Consider the following 15,492-nt stretch of genomic DNA (forward strand, 5'->3'; position numbering starts at 1 on the left):
CAGGACACCCAGGAGACGAGAATGTCCGCTGTACCGAATGAAGTGATGAAGTACGTCGCAGCCGAACGCGACGACGACGCGCAGGAAACCGTCGAATGGCTCGAAGCGCTTGACGGCGTGATTTCCTCGGTCGGCCCCGGCCGCGCGCACTACCTGATCGAGAAGCAGATTGAATTCGCGCGGATGCACGGCGAGCACCTGCCGTTCTCCGCGAACACCCCGTACATCAACACGATTCCCGTCGAAGCCCAGGCGAAGATTCCGGGCGACCAGGACATCGAGCACCGGATCCGCTCGTACACGCGCTGGAACGCGATCGCGATGGTGCTGCGCGCGGGCAAGGACACGAACGTCGGCGGCCACATCGCGTCGTTCGCGTCGGCCGCGACCTTGTATGACGTCGGCTACAACCACTTCTGGCACGCGCCGTCCGCCGAGCACGGCGGCGATCTCGTGTTCGTGCAGGGCCACTCGTCGCCGGGCGTGTACTCGCGCGCGTTCCTGCTTGGCCGCCTGTCGGAAGAGCAGCTCGACAACTTCCGCCAGGAAGTCGGCGGCAACGGCATCTCGTCGTATCCGCACCCGTGGCTGATGCCGGACTTCTGGCAGTTCCCGACCGTGTCGATGGGCCTCGGCCCGATCATGGCGATCTACCAGGCGCGCTTCATGAAGTACCTGGAATCGCGCGGCATCGCGAAGACCGCCGGCCGCAAGGTCTGGGCGTTCCTCGGCGACGGCGAGACGGACGAGCCGGAATCGCTCGGCGCGATCGGCATGGCGAGCCGCGAGAAGCTCGACAATCTCGTGTTCGTGATCAACTGCAACCTGCAGCGCCTGGACGGCCCGGTGCGCGGCAACGGCAAGATCATCCAGGAGCTGGAATCGGAATTCCGCGGCGCGGGCTGGAACGTGATCAAGGTGATCTGGGGCAGCCGCTGGGATGCGCTCTTCGCGCGCGACAAGACGGGCGCGCTGATGCGCCGGATGATGGAGGTCGTCGACGGCGAGTACCAGACGTACAAGTCGGAGTCGGGCGCGTACGTGCGCGAGCATTTCTTCAACACGCCCGAGCTGAAGGCGCTCGTGGCCGACTGGTCCGACGACGACATCTGGAACCTGAACCGCGGCGGCCACGATCCGCACAAGATCTACGCGGCGTTCCACGCGGCGAGCAACTCGAAGGGCGCGCCGACCGTGATCCTCGCGAAGACCATCAAGGGCTACGGGATGGGCGAGTCGGGCCAGGCGATGAATATCACGCACCAGCAGAAGAAGCTGCCCGTCGAGCAACTGAAGAAGTTCCGCGACCAGTTCCGCCTGCCGATCACCGACGAGCAGATCGCCGACGTGCCGTACGTGAAGTTCGAGGAAGGCTCGAAGGAGCTCGAATACATGCGCAAGCAGCGCATGGACCTCGGCGGCTACCTGCCGCAGCGCCGCCAGAAGGCCGAGTCGCTGCCGGTGCCGCCGCTCGAGGCGTTCGAGCCGCTCTTGAAGGGCACGGGCGAAGGCCGCGAGATCTCGACGACGATGGCGTTCGTGCGAATCCTGAACATCCTGCTGAAGGACAAGACGCTCGGCAAGCGCGTCGTGCCGATCGTGCCGGACGAGTCGCGCACGTTCGGCATGGAGGGCCTGTTCCGCCAGATCGGCATCTGGAACCAGGAAGGCCAGAAATACGTGCCGGAGGATTCCGACCAGCTGATGTTCTACAAGGAATCGGAAACCGGCCAGATCCTGCAGGAAGGCATCAACGAAGCGGGCGGCATGTGCGACTGGATCGCGGCGGCGACGTCGTACTCGACGCACGGCGAGATCATGGTGCCGTTCTACATCTTCTATTCGATGTTCGGCTTCCAGCGGATCGGCGACCTCGCATGGGCGGCGGGCGACATGCGCTCGCGCGGCTTCCTGCTCGGCGGCACGGCGGGCCGCACGACGCTCAACGGCGAAGGCCTGCAGCACGAGGACGGCCACTCGCTGATGTGGGCGGCATCGGTGCCGAACTGCGTGAGCTACGATCCGACGTTCGGCTACGAGCTCGCCGTCATCATGCAGGACGGCCTGCGCCGCATGGTGCAGGAGCAGGAGGACGTCTACTACTACGTGACGGTGATGAACGAGAACTACGAGCACCCGGCGATCCCGCAGGGCGAGCACGTGGCGGCCGACATCATCAAGGGCATGTACTCGTTCAAGAAGGCCGACGCCGACAAGAAGGCGCCGCGCGTTCAACTGCTCGGCGCGGGCACGATCTTCAACGAAGTGATCGCCGCCGCCGAGCTTTTGAAGAACGACTGGGGCGTCGCGGCCGATCTCTGGAGCGTGCCGAGCTTCACCGAGCTTGCGCGCGAGGGCCACGAGGTCGAGCGCTGGAACCTGCTGCATCCGGCCGAGCCGCGCCGCCTGTCGCACGTGCAGAAATGCCTGAAGGACACGCAAGGCCCGGTGATCGCGTCGACCGACTACGTGCGCGCGCTCGCCGACCAGATTCGCGGCCAGATCGATCGCCGCTACGTCGTGCTCGGCACCGACGGCTTCGGCCGCTCGGACACGCGCAAGGCGCTGCGCCACTTCTTCGAGGTGGATCGTTACTGGGTCACGGTCGCGGCGCTCAACGCGCTTGCCGACGAGGGTGCGATCGACCGCAAGGTCGTGGCGGACGCCATCGCGAAGTACGACCTCGACCCGGCCAAACCCAACCCGATGACGGTTTAACGCACGCGCCGCGTGACGTCGCGCGCCCGCTCCCGCTTTCGACGATTTCGGCGAACGAAGGCGGGACGGACGGCGCGGCTTGCGCCTTGCATGGGATCGGAGCGGGCCGCTGCGGCGGCAGCTCCGATCGACAGGAGACTGAAACAGATGAGTCAAGCGATCGAAGTCAAGGTGCCGGATATCGGCGATTACAAGGACGTGCCCGTCATCGAGGTGCTCGTGAAGCCGGGCGATGCGGTCGAGCCCGAGCAGTCGCTCGTCACGCTCGAGTCCGACAAGGCGACGATGGACGTGCCGAGCCCGTCGGCGGGCACGGTGAAGGAAGTGAAGGTGAAGGTCGGCGACGCGGTGTCGCAAGGTTCGCTGATCGTGCTGCTCGACGGCGCGCAGGCGGCGGGCAGGCCCGCGCAGGCGAACGGCGCCGCGGCGAGCGCCGCTCAGCCGGCGGCCGCGCCCGTTGCCGCCGCGCCTGCGCCTGTGGCGGCGGGCGGCGGCACGGTCGACGTGAGGGTGCCGGACATCGGCGACTACAAGGACGTGCCCGTCATCGAGATCGCCGTGAAGATCGGCGACACGGTCGAGAAGGAGCAGTCGCTCGTCACGCTCGAGTCCGACAAGGCGACGATGGACGTGCCGAGCCCGGCCGCGGGCGTCGTCAAGGACATCAAGGTGAAGGTGGGCGACGCGGTGTCGGAAGGCTCGCTGATCGTCGTGCTCGAGGCGTCGGGCGCCGCCGCCGCGAGCGCGCCGCAGGCCGCCGCGCCCGCTCAGGCCGCGCCCGCTCCCGCGGCTGCACCGGCACCCGCGCCTCAGGCTGCACCCGCGCCGCAGGCGGCGCCCGCAGCCGCGCCTGCGCCCGCCGCGAGCGGCGAGTACCGCCCGAGCCACGCGTCGCCGTCGGTGCGCAAGTTCGCGCGCGAACTCGGTGTCGACGTGTCGCGCGTCGCGGGCACGGGGCCGAAGAACCGCATCACGAAGGACGACGTCACCGCGTTCGTGAAGGGCGTGATGACGGGGCAGAGGGCGGCGCCCGCCGCGGCGGCGCCGGCAGGCGGCGGCGAGCTGAATCTGCTGCCGTGGCCGAAGGTCGATTTCTCGAAGTTCGGCCCGTTCGAGGCGAAGCCGCTGTCGCGGATCAAGAAGATCTCGGGCGCGAACCTGCATCGCAACTGGGTGATGATCCCGCACGTCACGAACAACGACGAAGCGGACATCACCGATCTCGAGGCGCTGCGCGTGCAACTGAACAAAGAGCACGAGAAGGCGGGCGTGAAGTTCACGATGCTCGCGTTCGTGATCAAGGCGGTGGTGGCGGCGCTCAAGAAATTCCCGACCTTCAACGCGAGCCTCGACGGCGACAACCTCGTCTTCAAGCAGTACTACCACATTGGTTTCGCGGCCGACACGCCGAACGGCCTCGTCGTGCCGGTGATCCGCGATGCGGACAAGAAGGGGCTCGTCGAGATCGCGAAGGAAATGGCCGAGTTGTCGAAGGCCGCGCGCGAAGGCAAGCTGAAGCCGGACCAGATGCAGGGCGGCTGCTTCTCGATCTCGTCGCTCGGCGGGATCGGCGGCACGCACTTCACGCCGATCATCAACGCGCCGGAAGTGGCGATCCTCGGGTTGTCGCGCGGCCAGATGAAGCCGGTGTGGGACGGCAAGCAGTTCGTGCCGCGCCTCACGCTGCCGCTGTCGCTGTCGTATGACCATCGCGTGATCGACGGCGCGGAAGCCGCGCGGTTCAATGCGTATCTCGGGGCGTTGCTCGGGGATTTCCGCCGCATCATTCTTTGATGAGCGTGGGAGTGGCTCGCGGGGGCGTGGGTTGTTTGTCGGTTCGCCATGCCCCGTCGTTGAACCTGTTTTGCCAACGGTCTATTAGCGTCGCCCCTGCGCGGGGCGGCGGTCACTTTTCTTTGTCTTCCAAAGAAAAGTAACCAAAAGAAAGGCGCGTCCTTGGGCGGACGGCAAAGGTGGTCCAGCCCAGGTTCGCGTTCTCTTGTCCGGCCGTAGTCGCAACGGGTTCTTTTGCGGGTTGCTCCCCCTCTGTCTGCAGCTAATCAAGAAGGGGACAGTCATGAGTCTCATCGAAGTCAAGGTTCCGGATATTGGCGATTTCAGCGGCGTCGATGTCATCGAAGTCAACGTGAAGCCGGGCGACGTGATCGAAAAGGAGCAAACGCTCCTCACGCTCGAATCGGACAAGGCATCCATGGAAGTGCCGAGCGACGTCGCCGGCACGGTGAAGGAAATCAAGGTCAAGGCCGGCGACAAGGTCTCGCAGGGCACGGTCATCGCGCTCGTCGAAGCATCGGCAGGCGCGGCCGCGCCCGCGAAAGCGGCCGAACCGGCCAAGCCCGCCGTGCCGGCTCCGGCCGCCGCGCCCGCCGCCGCACCGGCGAGCGCGCCGCAGGCCGGCAGCTACGCCGGCGCGGCGGACATCGAGTGCGACATGCTCGTGCTCGGCGCCGGCCCCGGCGGCTACTCGGCCGCGTTCCGCGCAGCCGATCTCGGCATGAAGACGGTGCTTGTCGAACGCTATTCGACGCTCGGCGGCGTGTGTCTGAACGTCGGCTGCATCCCGTCGAAGGCGCTGCTGCACACGGCGCTCGTCGTCGAGGAAGCCGAGGCGCTCGCGTCGCACGGCATCTCGTTCGGCAAGCCGCAAGTCGACCTCGACAAGCTGCGCGACTTCAAGGGCGGCGTCGTCAAGAAGCTGACGACGGGCCTCGCCGGCATGGCGAAGGCGCGCAAGGTCGAAGTCGTCACGGGCGTCGGCGCGTTCGTCGATCCGTACCACATGGAAGTGCAGGGCGAAGGCGGCAAGAAGGTCGTCAAGTTCAAGCAGGCGATCATCGCCGCGGGTTCGCAGGCCGTGAAGCTGCCGTTCATGCCGGAAGACCCGCGCGTCGTCGATTCGACGGGCGCGCTCGAACTGCGCCAGTTGCCCAAGCGGATGCTCGTGATCGGCGGCGGCATCATCGGCCTCGAAATGGCGACGGTGTATTCGACGCTCGGCGCGGAGATCGACGTCGTCGAAATGATGGACGGCCTGATGATGGGCGCGGACCGCGACCTCGTGAAGGTCTGGGAAAAGTACAACGCGAAGCGCTTCGGCAACGTGATGCTGAAGACGAAGACGGTCGGCGCGCAAGCGAAGGAAGACGGCATCTACGTGAAGTTCGAGGGCGAGAAGGCGCCGGCGGAAGCGCAGCGCTACGATCTCGTGCTCGTCGCGGTGGGCCGCAGCCCGAACGGCAAGAAGATCGGCGCCGAGAAGGCCGGCGTCGCCGTCACGGAGCGCGGCTTCATCGACGTCGACAAGCAGATGCGCACGAACGTCCCGCACATCTTCGCGATCGGCGACATCGTCGGCCAGCCGATGCTCGCGCACAAGGCGGTGCACGAAGGCCACGTCGCGGCCGAGGCGGCGCACGGCGAGAAGGCCTATTTCGACGCGTTGCAGATTCCGTCGGTGGCCTATACCGATCCGGAAGTCGCATGGGCGGGCAAGACGGAAGACCAGTGCAAGGCCGAAGGCATCAAGTACGGCAAGGCGGTGTTCCCGTGGGCGGCATCGGGTCGCGCGATCGCGAACGGTCGCGACGAGGGCTTCACGAAGCTGATCTTCGACGAGCAAACGCATCGCGTGATCGGCGGCGGCATCGTCGGTCTGAACGCGGGCGACCTCATCAGCGAAGTGTGCCTCGCGGTCGAGATGGGCGCGGACGCGCAAGACATCGGCAAGACGATCCATCCGCACCCGACGCTCGGCGAATCGGTCGGCATGGCCGCCGAGCTGTACGAAGGCGTCTGCACGGACCTGCCGCCGCAACGTAAGAAGTAGTCATCGCGGCCGGCAGGCTGCGACGGCGCGAAAACGGCGCCTCCCGAAACGAACCGCACTCCGAAACCCGGCATCCGGCTTCGCGAGATCGGTTCAAAAAGGGAGGCGCCGTTTTGTTTGGCCGCAGCGGACGAAGCAGGCGTTCGCGGGCGAGCGGCCATGAAAAAAGCCGCGCGAATGCGCGGCTTTCCCCAAAACGAGCAGGCGATGACGCCGTTGCTTACGCGGTCTTGCCGGTGCCGCTGCGACGCGACGCGGCGGCCGCGGTGTTCGCCGCCTTCGTGGCGACGGCGGCGGCGGCGTTGAAGTTCGTTTCGGCGATTTCGACCGCTTGCTTCGCAGCCTTCTGCACCGTTTCGTACGTCGTGTTCGCGGCGTTGATCGCCGACTTCAGCGCGGCGACGGCGGTTTCCGAGCCGGCCGGCGCGTTCTTCGCGACGTTGTCGACGAGCGCCTGCACCTTGCGGTTCTGTTCCTCGTATTGCGCCTCGGCGACCTTCGCGAATTCGGCTTGCGTGGCCGATGCGATTTCGTACACGTGGCGACCGTACGCGAGCACCTTTTCGGCGATCGGCTGCGTGAGGCTTGCCTGCAGCGCGAGCAGTTCCTGCGCGTCCTTCACCGACAGCGCGCGCTGAACGTTTTCCTGGCTTTCAGCGAGCGTCGACTTCACCACTTGCAGATTCAGTTCGATCAGCTTTTCGACGCCTTCGAACGCCTTCGTCGTGAGGCCGAAGAGGCTTTCGATGTTGGCTTTCTGGGCGGCGGCGATTTGCTCGGGGGTCAGCAAGGACATGTTCATGCTCCTGAGGTTCGATCGATGATCGTGAAGGAAAAGGGCACAACTTTGGAGAACAGATACCTGAAACTGCTTTGTGCGACGCAACAATGGTTCCTATTTTAGGGCGTCAGGATTGATTGTCAAGTGCTTTTGGTGCATTGCACAAACCTAACAATTCTTAAGCAAAACAATAGCTTGCGCTATCTCGTTGGTATCGGTTTCAGTGCGCCCCCAGGCCGGCTCGGCCGCGTGTCCCGCTGACGCAGGCGCACCATCGAGACGCGGTAAACCGATTGGGGCGGCGGAACGTTTAACATTCTGGCGTGTCGAATGGCTCGCCGTTTTCGGCGCTTCGGCAAGCGAGCACCCTGTGTGAAGGTTCGCCGCCGAGCCCGTCGGCGGGTCGTTCGGCTCGCCTTGCCGCCGTATTCGTGGTTTCTCCCAGCTTCAGCTTGTCCGTTGCGACGCCGATATTCTGATCAACCGATGGGTGATTCATGTGTCGCGCGCTTCGGGCGTCTCGTTTTCTTCATCGTATTTTTCGATGACAAAGGCGGGGCCGATTGACCTGGTATGGCCGATTCTTACATTCCGGTTTAACGAAGATCGGTAAGTGCCTAATATTGCTTATTTTTTCACCTTTTACTACACTTGCGGAAACCTCCCGTCGTTTTGCTCGGACCCCAATGAAAGCCCAATTGTTTGCACCGCTCAGGATGATGCAGAGCGTGGCGCTCGGCACCGCCGTCTCGGTCGCGGTCTCGCTGATGGTGGCGACGGCCGCCGTCGCGCCCGCGGACGCGTTCGCCGCCACCGCCAAGACCGCGCATAGCGCGAAAGGCAAGAAGAGCCCGGCGAAGAAATCGCTGCGCGCCGCGTCGTCGAGCGCCGAGCCGCGCGCGAAAGGCGCGCGCAAGCGCGTGACCTACGTGTCGAATGGCCGGCATCACCGCAGCGGCGTGCGCCGCGTCGCGTTCCAGCCGCGTCCGCCGTCGGTCGGCCAGGCGTTCGGCCTGCATGAGACGCCCGATTCGCTCGCGCTGCGCTCGAGCGTCGCGTACGTCGTCGACCAGAACACCGCCGAGCCGCTCTTCGACAAGAATTCGCGCGCGGTGGTGCCGATCGCGTCGATCACGAAGCTGATGACCGCGATGGTCGTCCTCGATTCGAAGGCGCCGCTCACCGAGCAAATCGACGTGACCGACGAAGACCGCGATTACGAGAAGGGTACGGGTTCTCGCTTGTCGGTCGGCTCGGTGCTGTCGCGCGAGGACATGCTGCACATCGCGCTGATGGCCTCGGAGAACCGCGCCGCGGCCGCGCTGTCGCGCTACTACCCGGGCGGCCGCCCGGCGTTCATCGCGGCGATGAACGCGAAGGCGAAGTCGCTCGGCATGAACGACACGCACTTCGAGAATTCGACGGGCCTGTCGAGCCAGAACGTGTCGAGCGCGCGCGATCTCGTGAAGATGGTGAACGCGGCGTACCAGTACCCGCTCATCCGCAAGTTCTCGACCGATCGCAGCTACGAGGTCAACACCGGCAAGCGGATGCTCGCGTACAACAGCACGAACGCGCTCGTGCGCAACCCGTCGTGGGACATCGGCCTGCAGAAGACGGGCTTCATCAACGAAGCGGGCGAGTGTCTCGTGATGCAGACGACGATTCATGGCCGTCCGATCGTGATGGTGCTGCTCGATTCTTTCGGGAAGTATTCACGCTTCGCCGATGCGTCGCGCGTTCGCAACTGGCTCGACAACGGCGGCGGCGAGCGCCTGACGGCGGCGAACACGTCGACGGGCGGAACCTGATCGCACGGCCGCTCGATCGTGGCGCCAAGCGTGGCGCCACTCAGCAAAAAGCCCCGCGAATGCGGGGCTTTTTTCGTTCGCGCCGACCGCGGAAGGCGGCCGGCAGACGCAAGCGCGCCTACTACGCCTGCTTTTGCGCCGGCGCGTCGATTTCCTTCGCGGTTTCCGGACGATAGCCGAGCGATTCGGAGATCGTGAGCGCCGTGCGGCTCAACTGGCCGAGCCACGCATCCTGCAGCCGGTCGGCGGGCGCGGACAGAGACAGCCCCGCGACCAGCTTGCCCGAATCGTCATAGATGCCGGCTGCGATGCAGCGCACGCCCAGCTCCAGTTCCTCGTTGTCGCGCGCGCATGCTTGCTGGCGCACGAGCGTCAATTCGCGCTCGAGCTTCGGCAGGTCGGTGATGCTGTTCTGCGTATGGCCGGCAAGGCCCGTGCGCGTCGCGTACGCGCGCACCCGCGACGTCTCGTCGGCCGCGAGGAACAGCTTGCCGACCGAGGTCAGGTGCAGCGGCGCGCGGCCGCCGATCGCGCGCACGACCTGCATCCCGGAGCGCTCCGAGTACGCGCGCTCGATGTAGACGATTTCGTCGCCCTGGCGCACCGACAGGTTCACGGTCTGCCCCGTCAGCCGGTGCAGCTCGCGCATCGGCATCAGCGCCGCGTCCCGCACCGACAGGCGCGCCTTCACGAGGTTGCCGAGCTCGAGCAGGCGCATGCCGAGCCGATACGTGCCGGGATCGGACCGGTCGACGAGGCGGCAGGTCACCATGTCGTTCAAGATCCGGTGCGCGGTGGACGGATGCAGCTCGGTGCGCTGCGCGAGCTCCTTCAGGCTGACCGGGTCGCTGTGCGCGGCGAGCGCATCGAGGAGCCGCATCATCCGTTCGATCACCTGGATCGACGTTTTGGAATCCGGGTTCGGGTTGCTCATCGTGGGAAATCGGTTGCCGCATCAAATACCAATGCGACGATTGTATCTCGTATCGTGAAAAAAGCGAACGGTGTTCGAGGAAGTCCTCGTTCGGCGTCGCCCGCGGCATGTCTTTGCGCGATGGCGTTGGTGTCGCCGCGCGAACGGCGGATAATGAGCTTCGTTTTCTCGAAGGAGCGCCTATGCGAGTCGGATTGTTCGTCACGTGCGTCGTCGACCTGATGCGGCCCGAGATCGGCTTTTCGGCGCTCAAGCTGCTGAAGCAGGCGGGCTGCGAAGTCGTCGTGCCGCCCACGCAGACCTGCTGCGGCCAGCCCGCGTACAACTCGGGCGAGCGCGCGCTCGCGCGCGATCTCGCCGAAAAGACGCTCGACGAGTTCGAGGCGCTCGACTACGTCGTCGTGCCGTCGGGCTCGTGCGGCGGGATGATCCGGGTGCATTACGGCGATCTCTTCCGCGACGATCCCGAATTGATGGCGCGCTACGGGCGTCTGCGCACGAAGGTCTACGAGCTGACCGACTTCCTCGTCAACGTCGCACGGGTGACGCTCGAGCCGGGCGAATTCAAGGGGCCCGTCACGTACCACGATTCGTGCTCCGGACTGCGCGAGCTCGGCGTGAAGGCGCAGCCGCGCGCGCTGCTCGCGCAGCGCGGCGTCGCCGTCGACGAGATGAAAGACTGCGAGCACTGCTGCGGCTTCGGCGGCACGTTCGCGGTGAAGTACGGCAACATTTCGACCGCGATCGTCGACGAGAAGTGCGCGAACGTGCGCGCGACGGGCGCAGGCGCGGTCGTGCTCGGCGATCTCGGCTGCATGCTGAACATCGAGGGGCGGCTACGCCGCATGGGCGACCGCGACACGCGCGTGCTGCATGTCGCGCAGGTGCTCGCGGGCGACGTCTGAGCGTCTCTCCCCGGACGATCTGCCGCGCCTGCCGCGTCGAGCGCTGCCGATCGCCGATACGAAACCACGACGAGATTCACGAACCCCACGAACCGCCATGCAAGTTCAATCGATGCATTTCAAGGCGCGCGCCGGCGAGAAGCTCGCCGATGCGCGCCTGCAGGAAAACCTCAGGCGGCTATCGACGAAATTCGTGTCGGGTCGCGCCGAGGCCGTCACGCAGATCGATTTCGTCGCGACGCGCGCCGAGTTGAAGGCGCGCCGCAACCGAGCGCTCGAGCGGCTCGACGTGTGGCTCGAGATGTTCGAGCGCGAGGCGGCGCGGCGCGGGACGACCGTGCTGTACGCGCAGACGACCGACGATGCGGCGAAGCTCGTCGCGGACATCGCGCGCCGGCACGACGTGAAGAAGGTCATCAAGACGAAATCGATGGTGACCGAGGAAGCGAATCTCAACGCGGTGCTCGGCCAGCTCGGCGTACAGTCGATCGAGACGGATCTCGGCGAATACATCCTGCAGATCAACGGCAATGAGCCGCCGAGCCACATCATTGCGCCCGTGCTGCACCGGGACAAGGAGGAGGTGGCCGAGCTGTTCGCGAAGACGCACGGGCGGCCGCGTCTCACCGAGATTCCGGAGATGACCCGCGAGGCCCGCGAGGTGCTGCGTCCGCATTTCCTGTCGGCGGACATGGGCGTGACGGGCGGCAATTTCGTGATCGCCGAGACGGGCTCCGTCGCGCTCGTGACGAACGAGGGCAACGAAGGGATGTGCACGGTGCTGCCGCGCGTGCACGTGGCGGTGACGGGGATCGAGAAAGTGCTGCCGACGCTCGAGGATCTCGCGACCGCGATGCGCCTGTTGCCGCGCTCGGCGACCGGGCAGAAGACTTCGAACTATTTCTCGCTGTTGACCGGCGTGCGCGGCGACGGCGACGAGGACGGCCCCGAGCATTCGTACGTCGTGCTCGTCGACGGCGGCCGCAGCGGGCTCATTGGCGGCGAATTCCAGGAGATGCTCCGCTGCATCCGCTGTGGCGCGTGCATGAACCATTGCCCGGTGTACCAGAAAGTCGGCGGGCACGCGTACGGCTGGGTGTATCCGGGGCCGATGGGCTCGGTGCTGACGCCGAGCTATGTCGGGCTCGGCCGTGCGCTCGACTTGCCGCAGGCGGCGACGCTCTGCGGCGAGTGCGACAGTGTCTGCCCGGTCGGAATCCCGATTTCCGGCTTGCTGCGCAAGCTGCGCGAGAAGCAGGTCGAGCGGCGCCTGCGGCCGTGGCGCGAGCGTGCGGCGCTCGCCGCTTGGGGCTTCTTCGCGCGGCGGCCGGCGCTGTACGCGCTCGCGACGAAGCTCGCGGCCCGTGCGCTCGAGCGCGCGGGCGGCACGGCGGGCGGCGTGGCGGGCACGCTCGGACGCTTGCCGTTCGCGCGGGGCTGGACCGATACGCGCGACATCCCGGCGCCCGCGGGCCGGACTTTCCGTGAGCTGTACGCGGCATCGCGCACGCATCTCGATCCGTCTTCCAAGCGCTGATCCGATGGCGCGCACGCGCGGCGTACGCGTCGCGCCGCGACTGTTCATCGGGCGACAACACTGCGTTCGCTATTCGTGGATTTATCCCGATAGGTGCGGTCTATAGAATCTCGACATCAGCATTGGGGAATGCCCGATGCACCAGCCGAGAGAGGTCGCATCATGAGAAAGACAATATCGATGTACTGGCCGCTTGCGATCGTCGTGCCGCTCGCCGCCGCCGCATACCTGTATCTGTCCGAAGCCGCGCCGCAGCGCGCTCCGGCGGGCACGCGCGACGCGTCGGCCGAACTCGCGCGCGCGGTGTCGTACGGGCTCGTCGACGATACGTCGCAGCCGCTGCCCGCCGCATCGCGCGTCGCGCCGCTCGCCGGTCCGAAGGCGCTGTGAAGCTGAATCCGGCGCAAGCGGGAATCGGCGCGCCTTTGTATAATGGCGCGTTGCTCGTCCGAGCGATTCGCCGCGAGTGTCCGGCAGCACAATGAAAAGCGTCGCGATCTGTTTCGTCTGCCTCGGCAACATCTGCCGCTCGCCCACCGCGGAAGGGGTGATGCGTCATCAGGTGGCGGCAGCGGGGCTTGACGCCGTGATCGAGATCGATTCGGCCGGCACGGGCGACTGGCATGTCGGCGAGGCGCCCGACGCACGCGCGCAGCAAGCGGCGCGTGCGCGGGGCTACGATCTGTCGACGTTGCGGGCGCGGCAGATCGGCGACGCCGATTTCGAACGCTTCGATCTCGTGCTCGCGATGGATTGCGCCAATCTTGCGGAGTTGCGCAAGCGCTGCCCGCCGCAATATCGGGGCAAGATCCGGCTCCTGATGGCGTACGCGGGCGACGGATCGGCGGGCGAAATCGCCGATCCGTATTTCGGCGGCGCGCGTGGTTTCGAACAGGTGCTCGATCAGTGCGAGGACGCGTGCCGCGGCCTCCTCGAAAGCCTGCGCGAAACGGCACGCTGAAGCGCCGCATACAACCCCTTTTAGTGGCAGGGATACTTGACTAAATTTGTCAAATATTTATACTTGACCAAAATCGTCAAGATTGCTGCCCATTCAATACCATGAGACTCACCACCAAAGGCCGTTTCGCCGTCACGGCGATGATCGACTTGGCGCTGCGCCAGGAGCAAGGCCCGGTGACGCTTGCAGGCATCAGCCAGCGCCAGCGGATTTCGCTCTCCTACCTCGAGCAATTGTTCGGCAAGCTGCGCCGGCATGAAATCGTCGAATCGGTCCGCGGACCGGGCGGCGGCTACAACCTCGCGCGCCGTGCGCAGGACGTGACGGTCGCCGACATCATCATCGCGGTCGACGAGCCGCTCGATGCGACCCAATGCGGCGGCAAGGGCACGTGCGAAGGCTCGAAGCAGCCCGACGGCCATTGCATGACGCACGAGCTCTGGTCGACGCTGAACCAGAAGATGGTCGAATACCTCGATTCGGTGTCGCTGCAGGATCTCGTCGATCAGCAGCGCGCCCGCGAAGGCACGCCCGCCGTGCTGCGCGACAAGCGCAAGCCCGAGCCCGTCGCGGCGAGCGTCGAGCCGGTGCGCTCGATTCCGCTCGGCCCGAATTCGGTCTTCAACATCGCGAGCTCATGAGCGCCGCGCACTGAACGCGGCCCGCACAACGCGCATAACGAATAGTCCCCGCACTGAACGCATACCCGGAGCGATAGATGAACAACGAGATCCCCCACCTGCCCATCTACATGGACTACAGCGCGACGACGCCCGTCGATCCGCGCGTGGTCGACAAGATGGTGCCGTATCTGCGCGAGCAGTTCGGCAACCCGGCGTCGCGCAGCCACGCATACGGCTGGGACGCGGAGCGCGCGGTCGAAGAGGCGCGCGAGCAGGTGGCCGCCCTCGTCAACGCCGATCCGCGCGAAATCATCTGGACGTCCGGCGCGACGGAGTCCGACAACCTTGCGATCAAGGGCGCCGCGCACTTCTATCAGGGCAAGGGCAAGCACATCGTCACCGTGAAGACCGAGCACAAGGCGGTGCTCGACACCTGCCGCGAGCTCGAGCGCGAAGGCTTCGAGGTGACCTATCTCGACGTGAAGGACAACGGCCTCGTCGATCTCGACGTGTTCAAGGCCGCGCTGCGCCCGGACACGATCCTTGCATCGGTGATGCACGTGAACAACGAGATCGGCGTGATCCAGGACATCGAGGCGATCGGCGCGATCTGCCGCGAGAAGGGCATCATCTTCCACGTCGACGCCGCGCAGGCGACGGGCAAGGTCGAGATCGACCTCGCGAAGCTGAAGGTCGACCTGATGTCGTTCTCCGCGCACAAGACCTACGGCCCGAAGGGCATCGGCGCGCTGTACGTGCGCCGCAAGCCGCGCGTGCGCATCGAGGCGCAGATGCATGGCGGCGGCCACGAGCGCGGGATGCGCTCGGGCACGCTGCCGACGCACCAGATCGTCGGCATGGGCGAGGCGTTCCGGATCGCGCGCGAAGAGATGGCGACCGAGAACGAGCGCATCCGGATGCTGCGCGACAAGCTGCTGCGCGGCCTGTCGGAAATCGACGAAACCTACGTGAACGGCGATCTCGAGCACCGGATTCCGCACAACCTGAACATCAGCTTCAATTTTGTCGAAGGCGAATCGCTGATCATGGCGATCAAGGACGTCGCGGTGTCGTCGGGCTCCGCGTGCACGTCGGCTTCGCTCGAGCCGTCGTACGTGCTGCGCGCGCTCGGCCGCAACGACGAGCTCGCGCACAGCTCGATCCGCTTCACGGTCGGCCGTTTCACGACGGAGCAGGAAGTCGACTACGTGATCGACCTGCTGAAGAGCAAGATCGCGAAGCTGCGCGACCTGTCGCCGCTTTGGGAGATGCATCAGGACGGCATCGATCTGTCGACGATCGAATGGGCGGCGCACTGAGCGCAGCGGATTTTTCGCGGGCGACTGAGCGCCGCGCAGACGAAACGAAGCAAGGA

12 protein-coding genes are annotated in these 15,492 nt (G+C 65.8%); 10 read left to right on the top strand and 2 right to left on the bottom strand.

The window, feature by feature from the left end; genetic code table 11:
* Positions 1-21: 21 nt before the first annotated feature.
* The 3 genes from aceE (at position 22) to lpdA (ending at position 6,565) form a co-directional block, all read left to right on the top strand.
* Positions 22-2,718 carry a pyruvate dehydrogenase (acetyl-transferring), homodimeric type gene (gene aceE / locus BTH_RS21735; RefSeq protein ID WP_011402189.1) on the top strand — a complete coding sequence of 899 codons (2,697 nt, stop codon included), beginning with the start codon at positions 22-24 and terminating at the stop codon, positions 2,716-2,718.
* A gap of 147 nt (positions 2,719-2,865) precedes the next feature.
* Positions 2,866-4,512 (top strand): dihydrolipoyllysine-residue acetyltransferase, encoded by a 1,647-nt coding sequence (aceF, locus tag BTH_RS21740; RefSeq protein WP_009890155.1) that lies wholly within the window; start codon positions 2,866-2,868, stop codon positions 4,510-4,512.
* 283 nt (positions 4,513-4,795) lie between these two features.
* Positions 4,796-6,565 (top strand): dihydrolipoyl dehydrogenase, encoded by a 1,770-nt coding sequence (gene lpdA, locus BTH_RS21745; protein ID WP_009890156.1) that lies wholly within the window; start codon positions 4,796-4,798, stop codon positions 6,563-6,565.
* Between the two features lie 220 nt (positions 6,566-6,785).
* Here the strand turns inward: lpdA and BTH_RS21750 are convergent, their stop codons facing one another.
* Complete coding sequence (locus tag BTH_RS21750) at positions 6,786-7,361, bottom strand: phasin family protein (protein ID WP_011402190.1); 576 nt, start codon at positions 7,359-7,361, stop codon at positions 6,786-6,788.
* A gap of 671 nt (positions 7,362-8,032) precedes the next feature.
* Between BTH_RS21750 and pbpG the strand changes: the two genes are divergently transcribed.
* The gene (gene pbpG / locus BTH_RS21755) at positions 8,033-9,157 is read left to right on the top strand and encodes a D-alanyl-D-alanine endopeptidase (protein ID WP_019255205.1); all 1,125 of its coding nucleotides are present in this window, start codon (positions 8,033-8,035) and stop codon (positions 9,155-9,157) included.
* A gap of 121 nt (positions 9,158-9,278) precedes the next feature.
* On the opposite strand, the gene BTH_RS21760 is transcribed toward pbpG, so the two are convergent.
* Positions 9,279-10,091, bottom strand: coding sequence for an IclR family transcriptional regulator (locus BTH_RS21760; protein ID WP_009890159.1), 813 nt, complete (start codon positions 10,089-10,091; stop codon positions 9,279-9,281).
* Between the two features lie 182 nt (positions 10,092-10,273).
* Here BTH_RS21760 and BTH_RS21765 point away from each other — a divergent pair, with 182 nt between their 5' ends.
* The 6 genes from BTH_RS21765 to BTH_RS21790 all read left to right on the top strand — a co-directional run bounded on the left by BTH_RS21765 (position 10,274) and on the right by BTH_RS21790 (position 15,436).
* Positions 10,274-10,996 carry a (Fe-S)-binding protein gene (locus BTH_RS21765; RefSeq protein WP_009890160.1) on the top strand — a complete coding sequence of 241 codons (723 nt, stop codon included), beginning with the start codon at positions 10,274-10,276 and terminating at the stop codon, positions 10,994-10,996.
* A 97-nt stretch (positions 10,997-11,093) separates the two neighbouring features.
* Entirely contained in the window at positions 11,094-12,533 is a 1,440-nt protein-coding gene (locus BTH_RS21770) for a lactate utilization protein B (RefSeq protein WP_009890161.1), read from the top strand.
* A gap of 180 nt (positions 12,534-12,713) precedes the next feature.
* On the top strand, positions 12,714-12,923 hold the full coding sequence (locus BTH_RS21775; protein ID WP_009890162.1) for a hypothetical protein: 210 nt from the start codon (positions 12,714-12,716) through the stop codon (positions 12,921-12,923).
* Between the two features lie 91 nt (positions 12,924-13,014).
* Complete coding sequence (locus tag BTH_RS21780; protein WP_009890163.1) at positions 13,015-13,494, top strand: low molecular weight protein-tyrosine-phosphatase; 480 nt, start codon at positions 13,015-13,017, stop codon at positions 13,492-13,494.
* A gap of 101 nt (positions 13,495-13,595) precedes the next feature.
* On the top strand, positions 13,596-14,135 hold the full coding sequence (gene iscR / locus BTH_RS21785; RefSeq protein ID WP_009890164.1) for a Fe-S cluster assembly transcriptional regulator IscR: 540 nt from the start codon (positions 13,596-13,598) through the stop codon (positions 14,133-14,135).
* 77 nt (positions 14,136-14,212) lie between these two features.
* Positions 14,213-15,436: an IscS subfamily cysteine desulfurase gene (locus tag BTH_RS21790; RefSeq protein WP_009890165.1), complete on the top strand. Its 1,224-nt coding sequence runs from the start codon at positions 14,213-14,215 to the stop codon at positions 15,434-15,436.
* Positions 15,437-15,492 lie beyond the last annotated feature (56 nt).

It is taken from the genome of Burkholderia thailandensis E264 (genome assembly GCF_000012365.1).
Lineage (GTDB): Bacteria > Pseudomonadota > Gammaproteobacteria > Burkholderiales > Burkholderiaceae > Burkholderia > Burkholderia thailandensis.

Bases quoted from the DNA above. Each gene is read 5' to 3' on its own strand.
- BTH_RS21770 (WP_009890161.1), top strand. From the start codon at position 11,094: ATGCAAGTTCAATCGATGCATTTCAAGGCGCGCGCCGGCGAGAAGCTC.
- lpdA (WP_009890156.1), top strand. From the start codon at position 4,796: ATGAGTCTCATCGAAGTCAAGGTTCCGGATATTGGCGATTTCAGCGGC.
- BTH_RS21775 (WP_009890162.1), top strand. From the start codon at position 12,714: ATGTACTGGCCGCTTGCGATCGTCGTGCCGCTCGCCGCCGCCGCATAC.
- BTH_RS21790 (WP_009890165.1), top strand. From the start codon at position 14,213: ATGAACAACGAGATCCCCCACCTGCCCATCTACATGGACTACAGCGCG.
- BTH_RS21765 (WP_009890160.1), top strand. From the start codon at position 10,274: ATGCGAGTCGGATTGTTCGTCACGTGCGTCGTCGACCTGATGCGGCCC.
- aceE (WP_011402189.1), top strand. From the start codon at position 22: ATGTCCGCTGTACCGAATGAAGTGATGAAGTACGTCGCAGCCGAACGC.
- pbpG (WP_019255205.1), top strand. From the start codon at position 8,033: ATGAAAGCCCAATTGTTTGCACCGCTCAGGATGATGCAGAGCGTGGCG.
- BTH_RS21750 (WP_011402190.1), bottom strand. From the start codon at position 7,361: ATGTCCTTGCTGACCCCCGAGCAAATCGCCGCCGCCCAGAAAGCCAAC.
- iscR (WP_009890164.1), top strand. From the start codon at position 13,596: ATGAGACTCACCACCAAAGGCCGTTTCGCCGTCACGGCGATGATCGAC.
- BTH_RS21760 (WP_009890159.1), bottom strand. From the start codon at position 10,091: ATGAGCAACCCGAACCCGGATTCCAAAACGTCGATCCAGGTGATCGAA.
- BTH_RS21780 (WP_009890163.1), top strand. From the start codon at position 13,015: ATGAAAAGCGTCGCGATCTGTTTCGTCTGCCTCGGCAACATCTGCCGC.
- aceF (WP_009890155.1), top strand. From the start codon at position 2,866: ATGAGTCAAGCGATCGAAGTCAAGGTGCCGGATATCGGCGATTACAAG.